Genomic DNA, 17,062 nt, shown 5'->3' with positions numbered 1-17,062 from the left:
TTTTTCCGTTTGAATGAGAGGTGAGCAATGAGAATTTTATTAATTGAAGACGATTCGTTAATCGGTGAAGGCTTAAAACTCGGGTTAACCAAATCGGGATTCAGTGTCGATTGGTTTACCGACGGAAAAACCGGCTTAAATGCCATTGACTCTGCGCCTTATGATGCCGTTGTACTCGATCTCACCTTACCTAAAATGGACGGTTTGGATGTGTTACAAAACTGGCGCCGAGCCAATCAAGATGTCCCTGTTTTGATTTTAACCGCCCGCGATACCTTAGACGAGCGCATTACCGGTTTACAACGCGGTGCGGACGATTATCTTTGTAAACCGTTCGCTCTTGCCGAAGTGGTTGCCCGCTTACAAGCACTGATTCGCCGTCGCTATGGCCATACCAATCCGGTTATTGAACATAGTTTGGTTAAGTTTGATCCGAACCAACGCAAAGTTTTTTTACGCGATGAAGAAGTGACGCTGACGACCCGCGAATATAATCTGCTCGAGCTGTTTATGCTGAACAAAGACCGCGTGTTGACCCGTTCGGCGATTGAGGAAAAACTCTATACTTGGGACGATGAAGTCAGCAGCAACGCGCTGGAAGTCCATATTTACAATTTACGCCAAAAATTAGGAAAACAATTTATTCGTACCGTTCACGGCGTAGGCTATGCCTTAGGAAAACACGATGAAACTTATTAAAAATACCAGCCTACGCTTTCGCTTAATCGTCGTGATTTCATGCACGGCAGTATTGATTTGGCTGGTTTCCACCGCAATTGCATGGGTTCAAGTTCGCCACGAAGTCAATAAAGTCTTTGATGCCCATCAGATTTTATTTGCACAGCGCCTCGCCTCTTCTGATCTTCGTACATTACTGGTAGAACGCAAATCTCAACGCCCATATACAGGCGAACATCATAAAAAATTCAAAAAAGCAAAATTTGATGACGATGCTTTAGCCTTTGCTATCTTTACCGCTCAAGGGGAAATGGTACTCAGCGACGGTAACAATGGAGCAAATTTTCCTTTTGAAAAAGCCAGCGGTTTTACCATATCCCGATTAAATTCCGAGGATGACGATGAATGGCGAATTTTCTGGCTACCCGTAAACGATCGTTTTTTAGTGGCGGTCGGGCAGGAACTCGACTACCGCAATGATCTCACGCCGGACATGGTGTTTAGCCAAATGTGGATCTGGTTTGCCAGTTTACCCTTACTGCTTGGTTTAATTGTTTGGATAATTAATCGAGAATTACAAACATTAAAAAGTGTCGGCGAACAAGTCAAACAGCGGGCGCCTGACGATAACAGCCCGCTTTCAACGGAAGTGCCGAAAGAAATATTACCTTTGGTCAACAGCTTAAATCACTTTTTTGATAGAACATCGACCATGTTACTCAGAGAGCGGCGGTTTACTTCCGATGCCGCCCACGAACTGCGTAGCCCGCTTGCCGCATTAAAAATCCAAACGGAAATCGCACAAATTGCCGGTGACGATATCGCTCTGCGTGAAAAGGCGCTAGGCAATCTGACTCAAGGAATTAATCGTGCAACACAGCTGATTGAGCAGCTGCTCACCCTTTCCCGTTTGGATAATTTAAAAGCGTTGGAAGGGCTTGAAGAGATTCATTGGGATAAATTGATTCCGTCATTAATCGGCGAACTCTACTTCAGTGCGCAAAAACGTAATATAGAACTGGAATTCGAACATATCGCCACACCGGATGTGAAAAACGGTCAACCATTGTTGCTGTCATTAATGTTGCGTAACCTGATTGACAACGCGTTACGTTACTGTCCGGAAGGCAGCACGGTGAAAATCAGCCTCAATAAGCGTCAGATTATTGTAGAAGATAACGGCGGCGGCGTAGATGACGTCGATTTGGCAAAACTCGGACAACGTTTCTATCGTCCCGCCGGGCAAAATGAAAAAGGTAGCGGCTTAGGGCTATCGATTGTACAGCGTATCGCCGAGCTACATCATTTCAACCTGAAGGTGGAAAACGGCTATGACATAAACGGTGAAAAAGGTTTGAAAGTCACCATTTTATTGTAACGACAAGCGGTCTGATTGCAGCAATATTTTGCAATTCGGTACGATAGACGGTATTGACTCCAAAGCTAGATAAAAATACAAGCAGTCGAAATCTGCAAATTTTTTGCAAATTCCGACCGCTTGTTTTTCAATGATAGATAACGCAGATTACAACGAATCGATGACTGCGTTTAGCGTTGCACTTGGACGCATTGCCTGCGCCGTTTTTTGCGGATTCGGCGCATAGTAGCCGCCAATATCCACAGCACCGCTAACACGATTTAATTCCGCAAGGATTTGAGCTTCCCCACCGGCTAATTTGTCGGCAATCGGCGCAAAACGCGCTTTTAATTCAACGTCTTTCTCTTGTGCCGCAAGAGCTTCCGCCCAGTAGCGCGCGAGGAAATAATGGCTACCGCGGTTATCTAATTGACCGGCTTTGCGTTTCGGCGATTTGTCGTTTAATAACAACTGTTCCGTTGCCGTATCTAAAGTATCTGCTAACACTTGCGCTTTCGCATTGCCGTTTTTCTGCGCCAAATGCTCTAACGACACCGCTAAAGCTAAGAATTCGCCTAAAGAATCCCAACGGAGATGGTTTTCCGCGATGAATTGTTGAACGTGTTTCGGCGCTGAACCGCCGGCACCGGTTTCAAACATACCGCCACCGTTCATTAATGGCACGATCGATAACATTTTAGCGCTGGTACCCAACTCTAAAATCGGGAACAAATCGGTTAAATAGTCGCGTAGCACATTACCGGTCACAGAAATGGTATCTTCGCCGTTTTTCAAACGTTTCAAGCTAAATAAACACGCCTCAACCGGTGAAAGAATTTGAATATCCAGGCCTTCGGTGTCCGATTCCGCTAAATATTGGTTCACTTTGGCGATTAAACTGCGATCGTGCGCACGGTTTTTATCCAGCCAGAACACTGCCGGTGTTTGACTTAAACGAGCGCGATTGACCGCTAACTGCACCCAGTCTTTAATAGGCGCATCTTTGGTTTGACAAGCGCGCCAAATATCGCCTGCTTCCACGTGGTGAGAAGTTAGCACATTGCCTTTGTCATCCACGATTTGAACAACACCGTCCGTTGCGATTTCAAAAGTTTTATCGTGCGAACCGTACTCCTCGGCTTTTTGCGCCATTAAACCGACATTGGGTACTGTCCCCATTGTTGCCGGATCAAAAGCACCGTGTTCACGGCAGAAATCAATCACGGTTTGATATACGCCTGCATAGCTGCTGTCCGGAATAACGGCCTTGGTGTCACGTGCTTCACCGTTTTTATCCCACATACGACCTGAATTACGAATCATCGCAGGCATAGACGCATCGACAATCACATCGCTCGGCACGTGTAAATTGGTAATGCCTTTGTCGGAATCAACCATAGCTAAATCAGGGTTGTGCGCATATACCGCCGCGATAGCATTTTCAACGGCGCTACGGGTCGCTGCGTCTAATTTATCTAAGTTTGCCAACAAATTGCCGAAACCGTTATTCACATTCACACCGGCGGCAGCTAATTGTTCACCGAATTGTTCAAATACCGGGGCGAAGTAGGCTTTCACTGCATGGCCGAAAATAATCGGGTCGGACACTTTCATCATTGTTGCTTTCATGTGCAAAGAAAACAGAACGCCTTTAGCGGCAGCATCCGCAATTTGCTCATTTAAAAACGTGACTAACGCTTTTTTGCTCATGACTGTCGCATCAATAATTTCACCGGCTTTTAATGCTAACGGTTTGCGTAATTCGCTTTTTTGACCGGTTTTATCGGTAAATACGATAGAAACCGTTGTCGGCGCCGCTACCGTCACCGACTGCTCGTTTGCAAAGAAATCTCCGCCCTGCATTGTCGCAACGTGTGATTTGGAGTCTTTGCTCCATGCGCCCATGCCGTGCGGATATTTTTTCGCAAAATTTTTCACGGCTTTTGGTGCTCGACGATCAGAGTTTCCTTCGCGCAATACTGGGTTTACCGCACTGCCTTTGATTCGGTCATAACGCTCGCGTACCGATTTCTCTTCGTCCGTTTGAGGATCCGACGGATAGTCAGGCAAGTTGTACCCCTGCGATTTTAATTCGGTAATTGCTGCAACCAGTTGCGGCACGGAAGCACTGATATTAGGCAATTTAATGACGTTCGCTTCCGGTTTTGTCACCAACTCGCCCAATTCGGCTAACGCATCAGGAATACGCTGCGAGGCGTTCAGATATTCAGGGAAAGAGGCAATAATACGACCGGCTAATGAAATATCGGAAAGCACGACATCAATATCGGCACTTTTTGTAAAAGCGCGAATGATCGGTAGTAAAGACTGAGTAGCTAAAGCGGGCGCTTCATCGGTATGAGTATAGATAATGGTATTTTTTTGGCTCACAAGAACCTCCTAAAAGAGATGTTTTGCTATGTGTCATTGCCGCCGAATGCGGTAGTTGAAATTATGGCATAAATCCACACTTTTTGGCGGATATTTGTTACATTTTTGTTATTTTTTTGAATTACATCACAATAATGTTCAATGATTTTGCACTTTACCGACCGCCTGCAAAGCGCTACAAGCGGTCGTTTTCTCACTAAAATTTGCAAAAGGCCATTGGAGAGTTCGGCAACCTATATTAGAATAGTTGCTTTTCACGGTGGCTTACCGCCTTTTCACTTTAACCACAGAGAACCTAAAATGAACTCAAACCGTAGTTTACTGATTATGGGTTTGCTTCTTGTGTCATTTTTGATTTTTACACAATGGCAACAAGATTTTGACCCGGAAATCCAGGCTCAAAAGCAAGCCCATGCTCAAGCTCAAGCACAACAAGCTGCCGCACAATCCAGCGGTGATGTACCCGCGTCTTCCAATGCAGCGTCAGCGATTAACGAACAATCAACTAAAGGTAAAACCATTACCATTGAAACGGATGTACTACGTTTAACCGTTGATACTTTAGGCGGTGATGTGGTTGATTCTGATTTGTTAAAATATAACGCGGAATTAAATTCAAATACACCTTTTGAATTATTACAAGACAACGGTAAAGTACTGTACGTTGCACAAAGCGGTTTAGTCGGCAAAAACGGAATTGATACCAATGCCGGCCGTGCGCAATATCAAACAAGCGCAGACAAATTCACGTTAACAGACGGTCAGAACGAATTAAGCGTACCGCTCGTGTTTGAGAAAGATGGTGTCACTTACACCAAAACGTTCGTATTAAAACGTGGCAGCTATGATATCGCGGTGAACTATACGATCAACAACCCGACGGCAGAAACGCTCGAACTTCAACCGTACGGTCAGTTAAAACATACCTTAATCGACAGTTCAGGCAACTTTGCTATGCCGACCTATACCGGTGGCGCTTATTCTTCTTCTGAAGTGAACTACAAAAAATACAGCTTTGACGACATGGCGAAAGCAAACTTGTCGATCGATACGAAAGCCGGTTGGGCAGCCATTTTGCAACACTATTTCGTTTCAGCCTGGATCCCTAATCAAGATGTAGATAACAACCTTTATAGCCGCACCGCAAACGGCATTGGCACAATAGGTTATCGCGGTCCGATTACACAAGTTGCACCGAACAGTGAAGCGACAATCACCAGCCATTTATGGACCGGTCCGAAAGATCAGTCGGCAATGGCAGAAGCTGCAAATAACTTCGACCTCACCGTAGACTACGGCTGGGCTTGGTTTATTGCTAAACCGCTTTTCTGGTTATTAACCAATATTCAAAAAGTCGTGATTAACTGGGGTTTAGCGATTATTTGCGTCACTATCGTGGTTAAAACCATACTTTATCCGTTAACCAAAGCGCAATACACCTCCATGGCAAAAATGCGGATGTTGCAGCCGCGTATTCAAGAAATGCGTGAGCGTTTCGGTGATGACCGTCAACGCATGAGCCAAGAAATGATGAAACTTTATAAAGAAGAAAAAGTGAACCCAATGGGCGGTTGTTTACCGATTCTACTACAAATGCCGATTTTCATCGCATTATATTGGACCTTTATGGAAGCGGTAGAATTACGTCATGCGCCATTCTTCGGCTGGATTCAGGACTTATCGGCACAAGACCCGTATTACATCATGCCGTTATTAATGGGTGGTTCGATGTTCCTATTACAAAAAATGTCTCCAACCCCGATTGCCGATCCAATGCAACAAAAAGTCATGACATTTATGCCAGTGCTATTTACCGTTTTCTTCTTGTGGTTCCCATCCGGCTTAGTGCTTTACTGGTTAACCTCAAACTTAATTACAATTGTCCAACAATGGCTCATTTATCGTAATTTAGAGAAGAAAGGTTTACACACCCGTACTAAAAAATAATCTGACAAAATAAAATCAAAACCTGCGTTATTGTGAAATAATGCAGGTTTTTTTATATGATAAGGAAAAATATGACAACCTTTTGCCCCTGCCAATCCAGCAAACGCTACAGCGATTGCTGCCAACCGTTCCACTTAGGTTCAGTATTGCCGGAAACGGCAGAACAGTTAATGCGTTCGCGTTATGCAGCTTATACGCAAGTAAACATTGCTTATCTCGTTGCGACAACAGTGCCGAGCCAACAAAAACTGCTTAACCAAGATGCGATGGAACAATGGGGAAGAACAACCCAATGGGCCGGATTAGAAATACTTTCTCACCAACCGAACCTGAGCAAAAATCATAGTACGGTTGAATTCAACGCACTGTTTCACGCTGAAGAAGGAAGACAAGCGCATCACGAATTATCTTTGTTTGTACGGATAGACGGACGCTGGTATTTTGTTGATCCCACCGTGCCTCGTCCTTCACAAAAACAGCCCTGTATCTGCGGCTCAGGCAAAAAATTTAAACACTGTTGCGGAATCCTTTAACTTGGTATATCTATTTAATTGTTAGATATTCCATTTGGTTATTTGCAAGCGGTCCGTTTTACCCTTAAATTTGCAAAAAATTAATTTTACCTATTAAAAGGATTCTATTATGTTCAAAAAACTATCAGTTATTACATTATCCGCACTTGCTCTGATAACTTCCGTTTCAGCGACGGCAAAAGAAAGCCTGTTAGAGCGTATCAATAATAAAGGTACGATCACCGTTGGAACCGAAGGAACTTATGCTCCTTTCACTTATCATGATGCCAGCGGTAAATTAACCGGTTACGATGTGGAAGTGACTCGCGCTGTCGCAGAAAAACTCGGCGTAAAAATCGATTTTAAAGAGACTCAATGGGATGCTATGCTCGCCGGCTTAAAAGGTGAACGCTTTGATTTAGTCGCAAACCAAGTCGGTTTAACCACTCCGGAACGCCAAGCAACGTTTGATAAATCCGAGCCGTACAGTTGGTCAGGGGCGATGTTGTTAGCGCGCAATGACGAAACCCGAATTACTAAGCCGGAAGATGTTAAAGGCTTGAAAGCAGCACAAACATTAAGTTCTAACTACGGTGAAATGGCACGTAAATATGAAGCGGAAATCGTACCGATTGACGGCATGGCGCAAGGTTTGCTGTTAATTCAACAAAAACGTGCGGACGTGACGTTTAATGATTCGTTAGCATTATTAGATTATTTAAAGAAAAACCCGAACTCCGGCTTAAAACCGGTTTGGGAGTCGAACGAAAAAATCGGAGCCGGTTTCATTGCCAATAAAGGAAATGATGAAGCCTTAGCTAAAATCAGTGCCGCAGTCGTAGAACTTCAGCAAGACGGTACGTTGAAAAAATTAGGTGAACAATTCTTCGGAAAAGATATTAGTGTTAAATAGTATATTAACGTCCCTACCGTTTATGACCGATGCCCGTGCGGAATTGGTCATAAACGGTTTTTTACCGATGGTACAAGCGGCAATACTCGTGTCTATTCCGCTTGCCATCGCTTCTTTTTTAATCGGTATGGTGATCGCCGTAGCGGTCGCTTTGGTGCGCGTTAGCCTGTCAAGAAGTTTGTTTCATCGCTTACTTACTCTGTTCGTTAAAACCTATATTTCGATCATTCGCGGCACACCGATGCTGGTACAGATCTGTATCGTTTTTTACGGATTACCGGCGATCGGGATCTTTATCGATCCGATTCCGGCGGCCATTATCGGTTTTTCGTTAAATATCGGAGCATACGGATCTGAAACGATCCGCGCCGCAATCCTTTCTGTGCCGAAAGGGCAATGGGAAGCGGGCTATACCATCGGTATGACATATATGCAGACCTTTCGCCGAATTATTGCTCCGCAAGCATTCCGTGTTGCCGTGCCGCCGTTAAGTAATACATTTATCGGTTTATTCAAAGATACGTCATTGGCATCAGTCGTTACGGTAACTGAAATGTTCCGTGTTGCCCAGCAGGTTGCCAATATGTCGTACGACTTTTTACCGGTATATATTGAAGCTGCCGTCATTTACTGGTGCTATTGCTGGGTACTGTTTTTAATTCAAGCCCGTTTAGAAAAACGATTTGATCGATATGTGGCGAAATAAACGATGATTAAAATTCGAAATATTCATAAATCCTTCGGTGACAATACGATTTTACGCGGTATTAATTTAGATATCGATAAAGGTCAGGTGATCGTTATTCTCGGTCCTTCAGGCTCCGGAAAAACCACTTTCTTGCGTTGTTTAAATGCATTGGAAATGCCGGAACAAGGTACGATTGAATTTAACAACGACGCTCCGCTTAAAATTGATTTTTCCGCAAAATCAATCAAAAAAGATATCCTAGCCCTAAGACGTAAATCGGGCATGGTGTTTCAAAACTATAACTTATTTCCGCATAAAACCGCTCTTGAAAATGTGATGGAAGGACCGGTTTTTGTACAAGGTAAACCCGCAGAACAAGCGCGAGCCGAAGCAGAAGCGTTACTTACGAAGGTTGGATTAGCGGATAAAATGGATCTCTACCCGTTTCAACTTTCCGGCGGACAGCAACAGCGTGTAGGGATTGCCAGAGCGCTCGCGATTCAACCGGAATTAATGCTGTTTGATGAGCCGACATCGGCTCTCGACCCGGAGTTGGTACAAGACGTGCTAAATACCATGAAAGCGCTGGCAAATGAAGGCTGGACAATGGTCGTAGTCACTCACGAAGTGAAATTTGCCTTGGATGTCGCGGATGTAGTGATTGTGATGGACGGCGGCGAAATTGTTGAACAAGGCTCCCCGAAAGACTTATTTGCAAATCCGCAGCATGAGCGTACTAAACGATTCTTACACCGTATTCGTGCCGATTAGCGTTACAAGCGGTCAGCTATCGACAATAATTTGCAAATTCCGATAAAAAACGCGAACCGAAGTTCGCGTTTTTTATTTTTAATCTGCGATTATTTATTTTTTAACAAATCACGGATTTCAGTAAGCAGTTTCTCTTCCGCTGTCGGCTCAGGAGCAGCTTCCGGCTCAGGCTCTGGCGCTCTCTTCAGATTGTTGATCACTTTCACCATTGCAAACACAGCGATTGCGATAATTAAGAAATCAAAAACATGTTGAGCAAATGCACCGTATTTTAATGTCACTGCTTCCACACCATCTTGTGCCGGTTTTAAAACGATTGCAAGATCTTTAAAATCCACGCCGCCAATTAATAAACCGATCGGTGGCATAATCACATCGCTTACCAAAGAAGAAACGATTTTACCGAAAGCACCACCGATGATCACACCGACTGCTAGGTCAACAACATTACCTTTTACCGCAAATTCACGGAACTCTTTTAAAATACTCATTACTTTTCCTTAAACACAAAAATGAATAAAAAATAAACTGCCTGAAATTTGGCAGGCAATTATTATAATCTAATTCGCCCTTTTGAGTAAAAATTTAACAAAATTTACGCTTATACAATTAATAACAATATATTGATAGGTATTAATTACACTATTTTTTGTAAACGCTGCGCGAATATTTTAACTTGCTGCCAATCGGTATATTCGACTTCCTTACTTGTATCCGTTTCACCGCCGGTTATTTTCATAATAAAGCGAATCATCACACGATCAAACCACTTATAACGCGGATAAAGCAATGCACCGGCAATGACTTCCACTAATGTTGGCTGCCATTGGATTCGCGCTAATAATTTTCGGGTATAGACATTTGTCTCCGGTGTATTACGGTTAGATTTACGGGCGGTTAAATTTACACTGAAAAATGCCGATTTCTTTTGGTTTAATAACGGATAATGTTTGGTGATAAATGGCTCTAAACACGGATCAAAATGACCGTAACGAATAGAGGCACCAATTACGATCAAATCATATTCCGCTAATTTTTCCACACTTATTTCGATATTTTCCCGTAAAGAAAGCACCTCCGCTTCTCCGGTTAAATCCTGCGCCAATTTCTCCGCGATTTTTTGAGTTTGCCCGTCACGAGTTAAATAAAGTATTAAGGTTTTCATCATTATCGTTCCCAGAATATTTTGTCGCTATCTTAACAGATTTTGTAAAATGTTAAGGAAATCAAACCGCTTTTTTGTTATGGTACGCCTAATTTTTTGGATACATATTTAACACTATGAACGACACACAATCTCCTCAACAACCACAAAATGAAACGACTCATTTTGGCTTTAAAACCGTTGCCAAAGACGAAAAGCAGCGGTTAGTTGCCAATGTGTTCCACAGCGTAGCCGGTAAATACGACTTAATGAACGACTTGCTCTCATTTGGTATTCACCGCGTGTGGAAACGTTTTACCATCGACTGCAGCGGCGTACGTAAAGGGCAAAAAGTATTGGACTTGGCAGGCGGAACCGGCGATTTCACAGCCAAATTCTCACGAATGGTGGGCGAAAGCGGTGAAGTGGTACTCGCCGATATCAATAGCTCCATGCTCCAAGTCGGACGAGAGAAATTACGCAATTTAGGCGTCGTCGGCAATGTGAATTACGTACAAGCAAACGCGGAATCTCTGCCTTTTGCCGATAATACTTTTGACTGTATTGTAATCAGCTTTGGTTTACGTAATGTCACCGACAAAGATAAAGCGTTAAGTTCCATGTTCCGCGTATTGAAACCGGGCGGACGTTTACTGGTTTTGGAATTCTCCAAACCGATTATCGACCCCATCAGCCAAGTGTATAACTTTTACTCCTTCAATATTTTACCGAAAGTGGGGGAATTAGTGGTGAATAACGGTGATAGCTACCGTTATCTCGCCGAATCTATCCGAATGCACCCGAAACAGGACGAACTGAAAACAATGATGGAAAATGCCGGCTTTGAGAACGTCAATTACTATAATCTCAGCGCCGGAATTGTAGCATTACATCGAGGTTATAAGTTTTAGCGTTGTTATTGTCACTGACTATTTGGAATGATGATGAAAACAGTTACCCAACAACTGATGTTTGCTCAATTTGCAGTCGGAGCGCTAGAAACGGCACTCAATGCGTTAATTAACCGTTCACCTTCCGCATTGCCGATATTACGCAAACTTGACGATAAAATACTGGAAATTCAATTAACTCAACCGAACGCGCACCTTTTTCTCTTTTTCAGCGAAAGCCGTATCGACTTATTAGGAAATTACGAAGGCGAAGCAAGTTGTGCCATTAAACTTGAAGTAACGGCGCTACCTAAACTTGCCGATAAAACCAAACTGACCGAGTTAATTAATAATAAGTCGTTGATATTACAAGGTGATATTCAAGTTTTACAACATTTCACTGCGCTGTTAGATGAGTTGGAAAAAGATCCTGCGGAACTGCTCTCACCGTTTGTCGGAGATGTCATCTCCCAATCTTCCACCGATTTTGCAAAAGGTATTTTTGACAAACTTAAACGGCAGTTTCAACAAGACAGCCAATATCTGGTGGATAATTTATTGGTGGAGCGCCCGGTGCTGGTTCACCGTTTGCAAATCGCCGATTTTTGCGATCAAGTCAGCGAACTGGAGCAACAAGCGGTCCGTTTAGAGCAAAAATTTGCAAAATTACTGCCGCGTTAAATAACTTAAAGAACTATCGATTGATTAATGAAAGCTAAAAATATCCGCCGCCTTTATCATATTATTCATACCTTTCTGCGCTACGGCATTGACGAGGTCATTCCTGATATTCCGCTCACTCGCACGGTACGTTTTGGGCGTAAATCGCTCTGTTGGGTGAAAAACCAATACCCGAATCAGCCTTTCGGCGTACGGTTACGATTAGCATTACAAGAACTTGGACCGGTTTGGATTAAACTCGGACAAATGCTTTCTACTCGCCGTGATTTATTTGAACCAGAACTTGCCGACCAATTAGCATTATTGCAAGATTCGGTCGAACCGTTCGACGGCAAGCTTGCCCGCCAAATTATCGAACACACGTTGGGCGACAAGCTCGAAACTTGGTTTGATGATTTTGATGAGCAGGCGCTTGCCTCCGCCTCCATTGCTCAAGTACATACCGCACGATTTAATCAATCTCAGCCCTTTGCCGGTCAAGAAGTGGTATTAAAAGTGATTCGCCCTGAAATTGAAGGCGTAATTAAAGACGACATTGATTTAATGTACCTCTTGGCAAGTTGGATTCCGCGTCTGAATAAAGAGGGCAAGCGCTTACGCCCCGTCGAAGTGATCCGCGAATATGAAAAAACCTTGCTCGACGAACTGGATTTACGCAAAGAGATGTCGAATGCCGTCCGCTTACGCGCGAATTTTGAAAACAGCGAAATGCTCTATATTCCGGAAATGTATCCGAGTTTCTGTGACAAAAATCTGATCGTTATGGAACGCATTTACGGCATTCCGGTGGCGAATGTCGCCGAACTGGAAGCGAACGGCACCAATATGAAATTATTGGCGGAACGTGGCGTTCAGGTCTTTTTTACCCAAGTCTTCCGCGACAGCTTTTTCCACGCCGATATGCACCCGGGCAATATTTTCGTCAACCCGAATCACCCGGAAAATCCACAATATATCGGTATTGATTGCGGTATTGTCGGTACGCTCAACCAAAATGACAAACGCTATCTGGCAGAAAGTTTTGTCGCATTTTTTAACCGTGACTACCGCCGTGTGGCGTTAATGCACGTAGAATCGGGCTGGACGCCTGCCGACACGGATATCGACGCCTTTGAACAAGCCTTCCGCGAAGTGTGTGAACCGATTTTCGCCAAACCCTTGTCGGAAATCTCTTTCGGGCACGTTTTGCTGAATCTGTTCAATGTTGCACGTGAATTTAATATGGAAGTGCAACCGCAATTAGTGCTACTACAAAAAACGTTGCTCTATATCGAAGGCTTAGGGCGCCAAATCTATCCGCAATTAGATTTATGGCAAACAGCAAAACCGTTTTTACAAGATTGGCTAAATGAACAGGTTGGTTTTAAAGCAATGTGGCGCGATTTAAAACAGCGTGCGCCTCAATTCAGAGAACATTTTGCCGAGTTTCCGGAGGCAATGTTCCAAGCGTTACAGCAACAAAAACAGATTAATTTACGCCTCAGCGAAATTAATCAAAGCCTAAAAAACCAAAACGGTAGCAGCAGTTTCATCCGCTTAACTATTCTCGGTGCCATCATTATTACCACCTTTTGGAAGTTTGAATCACTCCCGCTATGGCTTAGCGCCCCGCTCATTATCGCTGAGTTTGCCTTACTTACGAGAGCGTGTAGAAAGTAATTTGCAAAACTTTTCCCCAAACAGACCGCTTGTAGAAGAAATTCTACAAGCGTTTTTTTATCCCTTTCGGACAGGGTGAAAGTGAAACAACTATTTCACGAAAACCATCTATACATTCGATATAATAACGTGTGGAATCAGGAGAAGTGTTTTGCTTGAACTTTGAGCAAAGGTACATACGAGTAGCGCAAGCATTTGCTCTCGCTACTATTCTTAAAAACTACATTTTCTCGACGGTTTTAATTCCTAATAGATCCAAACCTTGCTTTAAGGTTTGGGCGGTGAGATGAGCTAATTGTAAACGGCTCTGTTTCACGCTTTCTTCCGCATTGAGAATCGGACAAACTTCATAAAAACCGGAGAATATGCCCGCCAATTCATACAAATATTGGCATAACACGTGTGGTGTACCGTCTTTGGCAACGGCGGTGACGGCTTCTTCAAATTGTAGAAGCTTCAATGCTAAAGCGCGTTCTTTATCATCGGTTAATACAATATTGCCGGAAAGACAGCTCGGCTCGATACCTGCACGACTGAAGATCGAGCGGATACGTGTGTAAGCATATTGCATATAAGGGGCGGTATTGCCCTCAAAGCTCAACATATTATCCCAATCGAACACATAGTCGGTGGTACGGTTTTTAGATAAATCGGAATATTTCACAGCTCCGATTGCCACCGCTTCAACAACCGCATTTAATTCATCGACGGTTAAACTATGATTTTTCTCTGCGATCAGTTTTTCTGCACGTTCTACCGCTTCATCCAATAAATCCGCCAATTTTACCGTACCGCCTGTACGAGTTTTGAACGGTTTGCCGTCTTTGCCTAACATCATTCCGAAATTATGATGCTCAAGGCTGAAGCACTCCGGTACATAGCCCGCTTTGCGGGTAATCAACCACGCTTGCTGCATATGTTGACTTTGACGAGTGTCGGAAAATACTAATGCACGATCAGCGTTCAACGTTTCATAACGGTATTTGGCTGCGGCGATATCGGTAGTCGTATAAAGGAAGCCACCGTCTTTTTTCTGTACGATAACCCCCATCGGGTCACCGTCTTTGTTTTTGAATTCATCTAAAAATACGACCAATGCACCGTCATCTTCTACCGCTAAACCTTGCGCTTTTAGATCCGCGACAATACCTGGCAACATCGGGTTGTATAGACTTTCTCCCATCACGTCTTTTTCGGTAAGAGTCACATTTAACCGTTCGTAGTTATGCTGGTTTTGTTGCATGGTGATATCCACCAATTTTTTCCACATCGTACGGCAATATTCATCTCCGCCTTGCAGTTTCACCACATAATTGCGCGCTTTTTCTGCAAAAGCTTCATCACTGTCGTAATGCGCTTTTGCCGCACGGTAGAAGGCTTCTAAATCACTTAATTCCATTTCGGAAGCGTGTTCGTTTTCCATTTTTTCAAGATAGGCGATCAACATACCGAATTGAGTTCCCCAATCGCCTACATGGTTGGCACGAATCACCTTATTGCCTAAAAATTCTAACGCACGCACCACTCCGTCGCCGATAATAGTGGAGCGTAAATGTCCGACATGCATCTCTTTCGCCACATTTGGCGAAGAGTAGTCGACGACCACGGTTTGGTTTTGGTTGCGAGCGATGCCAAGATGTGCATCATTTAATGCTTGCTGTGCTTGGGAAGCAAGCCATATCGGATTGAGGAAAATATTAATAAATCCCGGACCGGCAATTTCCAATTTATCCGCAATACCGTTAAGTTCAACGTTATCCAACGTTTTTTGAGCAAATTCGCGCGGATTGATACCTAATTTTTTTGCCGCTCCCATTATGCCGTTTGCTTGATAGTCACCGAATTGCGGTTTTCCTGATTGACGAACTAACGGCTCAACGTTTTGTTCAGCCCCCGCTGCAATCATTGCCTGCTTAATTTTTTCCGATAGAATGTGTTGAATATTCACAAGTTAACCTATTATTTTCCAGATACAAAAATGAATGCAATGATACTAAAAAACCCCGCTAAAAGCTCAGAATTTGCAAATTTTTTCATGAAACTGACCGCTTGTTTCGGCGAACTTAACCGATTTGAAGACAATATCATACAAATAGCCCGAGTTTCAGGGATCGACTTAACATCATTACATATCGATCACTTAGCCGTCAGAATGAACGACAACGAAACTGCCCGAACATGGCGTACAATGCTGCTTGAAGGCAGCAAATTGTTGAAAGAGAGCGAAGTAAACGGACGTTCGATCGGCTTGTTTAAGTTGAATCAACCGTTAATATTTTGCGGGCAACCCGTTGATGTGATTGAATTACCGTTTCCGAAAGGCAAAATTTATCCGGAGCAAGGCTGGGAACATATTGAGGCGGTATTTCCGAGACTAAATGATGAAACGGCTGAGCAATGGGTTGCCCGCACACTTGCACATTTCAAACTGGAAACCAACCCGCACATTCAGTTAAAAATCAGCCAACCACAGGTGAAAGGCGAACAATTACCGAACCCAACGATTGCGATCACATTTACAATAAAATCACTAACTTCCGGTAATAATTGTTGTCTAAAATTGCATCCTTATGATATAAAGCACGTCATTTGTTCAGAGTAATGAACTCTGAATTTTTTAATTGGAGAATAAATATGAAAAAATGTGGCTTAGCAGCGGCATTTATGTCTGGCTTATTGCTGGTCGGTTGTGCAAATACCGATGTATATGGTGGCAATGTTTATCGTGGCGATCAAGCAAAAGAAGCGCGATCAATCAGCTACGGGACTATCGTGTCAGTACGTGAAGTAAAAATTCAAGCGGAGAACTCCGGAATCATCGGTCCTGTCGGCGGTGGTGTAGTCGGCGGTATTGCCGGTTCAGCTATTGGCGGCGGCAGAGGGGAAGCCCTGGCAGCCGCAGTTGGTGCAATTGCAGGTGCAATGATTGGTAGCAAAGTAGAAGAAAAAGCAAGCCAAGTCACTGCGTTGGAAATGGTTATTCGTAAAGACGATGGCAAAGAAATTGCTGTTGTTCAGAAAAAAGAGGAAGGATTCGTTCCGGGTAAACGCGTGAGAATCGTGGGTTCAAGCTCGGATCTCAACGTTTCGATTTTATAATTCATTCATTTCTTTCTTTTATTTTTTATATCATAAGGACATCACATGAAAAAATTATCTTTGATTGTATTAATGAGTGCGGTTTTGGCTGCATGTACGGCAAATGTCTATTCGAATAAAGGCAATGCAACCGTTATCAGCAGTAAAACCGTTTCTCCGGGCGTAGAAGAACTAACCGTAAAAAAAGACAATGGTGAACTTGTTACCTTAACACGTGCGTATGACGCACATGCGGCAGTAGGTGCTCGAGTTGTCGTTGCCGATACGTACAATCAAGAAGATGCGGATTTAAAAACGATTCGTCGTTATGAATTCAAATAATTTGATGTGAT

The 17,062-nt window shown here is 43.5% G+C and carries 17 protein-coding genes; 13 read left to right on the top strand and 4 right to left on the bottom strand.

Annotation, left to right across the window (positions count from 1 at the left end; genetic code table 11):
* Nucleotides 1–27: 27 nt before the first annotated feature.
* Nucleotides 28–699, top strand: coding sequence for a response regulator (locus tag ACEYJ7_RS01175; protein WP_373777199.1), 672 nt, complete (start codon nt 28–30; stop codon nt 697–699).
* Entirely contained in the window at nt 686–2,056 is a 1,371-nt protein-coding gene (qseC, locus tag ACEYJ7_RS01170; protein WP_373777198.1) for a quorum sensing histidine kinase QseC, read from the top strand. The genes ACEYJ7_RS01175 and qseC overlap by 14 nt, the downstream gene beginning before the upstream one ends.
* Nucleotides 2,057–2,203: 147 nt before the next feature.
* Here the strand turns inward: qseC and ACEYJ7_RS01165 are convergent, their stop codons facing one another.
* Nucleotides 2,204–4,426 (bottom strand): NADP-dependent isocitrate dehydrogenase, encoded by a 2,223-nt coding sequence (locus tag ACEYJ7_RS01165; RefSeq protein WP_373777197.1) that lies wholly within the window; start codon nt 4,424–4,426, stop codon nt 2,204–2,206.
* A gap of 300 nt (nt 4,427–4,726) precedes the next feature.
* Between ACEYJ7_RS01165 and yidC the strand changes: the two genes are divergently transcribed.
* The 5 genes from yidC (at nt 4,727) to ACEYJ7_RS01140 (ending at nt 9,257) form a co-directional block, all read left to right on the top strand.
* Entirely contained in the window at nt 4,727–6,373 is a 1,647-nt protein-coding gene (yidC, locus tag ACEYJ7_RS01160; RefSeq protein ID WP_373777196.1) for a membrane protein insertase YidC, read from the top strand.
* A gap of 71 nt (nt 6,374–6,444) precedes the next feature.
* Complete coding sequence (locus ACEYJ7_RS01155; RefSeq protein WP_373777195.1) at nt 6,445–6,906, top strand: YchJ family protein; 462 nt, start codon at nt 6,445–6,447, stop codon at nt 6,904–6,906.
* A gap of 109 nt (nt 6,907–7,015) precedes the next feature.
* The gene (locus ACEYJ7_RS01150; protein WP_373777194.1) at nt 7,016–7,798 is read left to right on the top strand and encodes an amino acid ABC transporter substrate-binding protein; all 783 of its coding nucleotides are present in this window, start codon (nt 7,016–7,018) and stop codon (nt 7,796–7,798) included.
* A 22-nt stretch (nt 7,799–7,820) separates the two neighbouring features.
* Nucleotides 7,821–8,504 carry an amino acid ABC transporter permease gene (locus ACEYJ7_RS01145; RefSeq protein ID WP_373777245.1) on the top strand — a complete coding sequence of 228 codons (684 nt, stop codon included), beginning with the start codon at nt 7,821–7,823 and terminating at the stop codon, nt 8,502–8,504.
* Nucleotides 8,505–8,507: 3 nt separating this feature from the next.
* Nucleotides 8,508–9,257, top strand: a complete 750-nt coding sequence (locus ACEYJ7_RS01140; RefSeq protein ID WP_373777193.1) for an amino acid ABC transporter ATP-binding protein — start codon at nt 8,508–8,510, stop codon at nt 9,255–9,257.
* Between the two features lie 89 nt (nt 9,258–9,346).
* On the opposite strand, the gene mscL is transcribed toward ACEYJ7_RS01140, so the two are convergent.
* Entirely contained in the window at nt 9,347–9,748 is a 402-nt protein-coding gene (gene mscL / locus ACEYJ7_RS01135) for a large-conductance mechanosensitive channel protein MscL (protein WP_373777192.1), read from the bottom strand.
* A 146-nt stretch (nt 9,749–9,894) separates the two neighbouring features.
* The gene (hemG, locus tag ACEYJ7_RS01130) at nt 9,895–10,422 is read right to left on the bottom strand and encodes a menaquinone-dependent protoporphyrinogen IX dehydrogenase (RefSeq protein ID WP_373777244.1); all 528 of its coding nucleotides are present in this window, start codon (nt 10,420–10,422) and stop codon (nt 9,895–9,897) included.
* 116 nt (nt 10,423–10,538) lie between these two features.
* On the opposite strand from hemG, the gene ubiE reads away from it, so the two are divergent.
* The 3 genes from ubiE to ubiB are packed head-to-tail and all read left to right on the top strand — an operon-like array spanning nt 10,539 to nt 13,631.
* A complete protein-coding gene (gene ubiE, locus ACEYJ7_RS01125; RefSeq protein WP_373777191.1) occupies nt 10,539–11,312 on the top strand; it encodes a bifunctional demethylmenaquinone methyltransferase/2-methoxy-6-polyprenyl-1,4-benzoquinol methylase UbiE in 774 nt (257 codons plus the stop codon).
* 30 nt (nt 11,313–11,342) lie between these two features.
* Nucleotides 11,343–11,972 carry an SCP2 domain-containing protein gene (locus ACEYJ7_RS01120; RefSeq protein WP_373777243.1) on the top strand — a complete coding sequence of 210 codons (630 nt, stop codon included), beginning with the start codon at nt 11,343–11,345 and terminating at the stop codon, nt 11,970–11,972.
* Between the two features lie 27 nt (nt 11,973–11,999).
* Nucleotides 12,000–13,631 carry a ubiquinone biosynthesis regulatory protein kinase UbiB gene (gene ubiB, locus ACEYJ7_RS01115; RefSeq protein WP_373777190.1) on the top strand — a complete coding sequence of 544 codons (1,632 nt, stop codon included), beginning with the start codon at nt 12,000–12,002 and terminating at the stop codon, nt 13,629–13,631.
* Between the two features lie 220 nt (nt 13,632–13,851).
* Here ubiB and argS read toward each other — a convergent pair whose 3' ends face one another.
* Nucleotides 13,852–15,579, bottom strand: coding sequence for an arginine--tRNA ligase (gene argS / locus ACEYJ7_RS01110; protein WP_373777189.1), 1,728 nt, complete (start codon nt 15,577–15,579; stop codon nt 13,852–13,854).
* Between the two features lie 39 nt (nt 15,580–15,618).
* Between argS and ACEYJ7_RS01105 the strand changes: the two genes are divergently transcribed.
* The 3 genes from ACEYJ7_RS01105 to ACEYJ7_RS01095 are packed head-to-tail and all read left to right on the top strand — an operon-like array spanning nt 15,619 to nt 17,051.
* Nucleotides 15,619–16,233: a VOC family protein gene (locus tag ACEYJ7_RS01105; protein ID WP_373777188.1), complete on the top strand. Its 615-nt coding sequence runs from the start codon at nt 15,619–15,621 to the stop codon at nt 16,231–16,233.
* 32 nt (nt 16,234–16,265) lie between these two features.
* Nucleotides 16,266–16,730 (top strand): glycine zipper 2TM domain-containing protein, encoded by a 465-nt coding sequence (locus ACEYJ7_RS01100; protein ID WP_373777187.1) that lies wholly within the window; start codon nt 16,266–16,268, stop codon nt 16,728–16,730.
* A gap of 45 nt (nt 16,731–16,775) precedes the next feature.
* Nucleotides 16,776–17,051 (top strand): deoxyribose-phosphate aldolase, encoded by a 276-nt coding sequence (locus tag ACEYJ7_RS01095; RefSeq protein WP_373777186.1) that lies wholly within the window; start codon nt 16,776–16,778, stop codon nt 17,049–17,051.
* Nucleotides 17,052–17,062 lie beyond the last annotated feature (11 nt).

Source organism: Glaesserella sp., from assembly GCF_041814905.1.
Classification (GTDB): Bacteria; Pseudomonadota; Gammaproteobacteria; order Enterobacterales; family Pasteurellaceae; genus Glaesserella.
This window is presented reverse-complemented; position numbering and strand designations above follow the sequence as displayed.

Bases quoted from the DNA above. Each gene is read 5' to 3' on its own strand.
- hemG (WP_373777244.1), bottom strand. From the start codon at position 10,422: ATGAAAACCTTAATACTTTATTTAACTCGTGACGGGCAAACTCAAAAA.
- ACEYJ7_RS01095 (WP_373777186.1), top strand. From the start codon at position 16,776: ATGAAAAAATTATCTTTGATTGTATTAATGAGTGCGGTTTTGGCTGCA.
- yidC (WP_373777196.1), top strand. From the start codon at position 4,727: ATGAACTCAAACCGTAGTTTACTGATTATGGGTTTGCTTCTTGTGTCA.
- ACEYJ7_RS01120 (WP_373777243.1), top strand. From the start codon at position 11,343: ATGATGAAAACAGTTACCCAACAACTGATGTTTGCTCAATTTGCAGTC.
- mscL (WP_373777192.1), bottom strand. From the start codon at position 9,748: ATGAGTATTTTAAAAGAGTTCCGTGAATTTGCGGTAAAAGGTAATGTT.
- ACEYJ7_RS01140 (WP_373777193.1), top strand. From the start codon at position 8,508: ATGATTAAAATTCGAAATATTCATAAATCCTTCGGTGACAATACGATT.
- ACEYJ7_RS01155 (WP_373777195.1), top strand. From the start codon at position 6,445: ATGACAACCTTTTGCCCCTGCCAATCCAGCAAACGCTACAGCGATTGC.
- ACEYJ7_RS01100 (WP_373777187.1), top strand. From the start codon at position 16,266: ATGAAAAAATGTGGCTTAGCAGCGGCATTTATGTCTGGCTTATTGCTG.
- ubiE (WP_373777191.1), top strand. From the start codon at position 10,539: ATGAACGACACACAATCTCCTCAACAACCACAAAATGAAACGACTCAT.
- ubiB (WP_373777190.1), top strand. From the start codon at position 12,000: ATGAAAGCTAAAAATATCCGCCGCCTTTATCATATTATTCATACCTTT.
- qseC (WP_373777198.1), top strand. From the start codon at position 686: ATGAAACTTATTAAAAATACCAGCCTACGCTTTCGCTTAATCGTCGTG.
- ACEYJ7_RS01175 (WP_373777199.1), top strand. From the start codon at position 28: ATGAGAATTTTATTAATTGAAGACGATTCGTTAATCGGTGAAGGCTTA.
- ACEYJ7_RS01150 (WP_373777194.1), top strand. From the start codon at position 7,016: ATGTTCAAAAAACTATCAGTTATTACATTATCCGCACTTGCTCTGATA.
- ACEYJ7_RS01105 (WP_373777188.1), top strand. From the start codon at position 15,619: ATGATACTAAAAAACCCCGCTAAAAGCTCAGAATTTGCAAATTTTTTC.
- ACEYJ7_RS01145 (WP_373777245.1), top strand. From the start codon at position 7,821: ATGACCGATGCCCGTGCGGAATTGGTCATAAACGGTTTTTTACCGATG.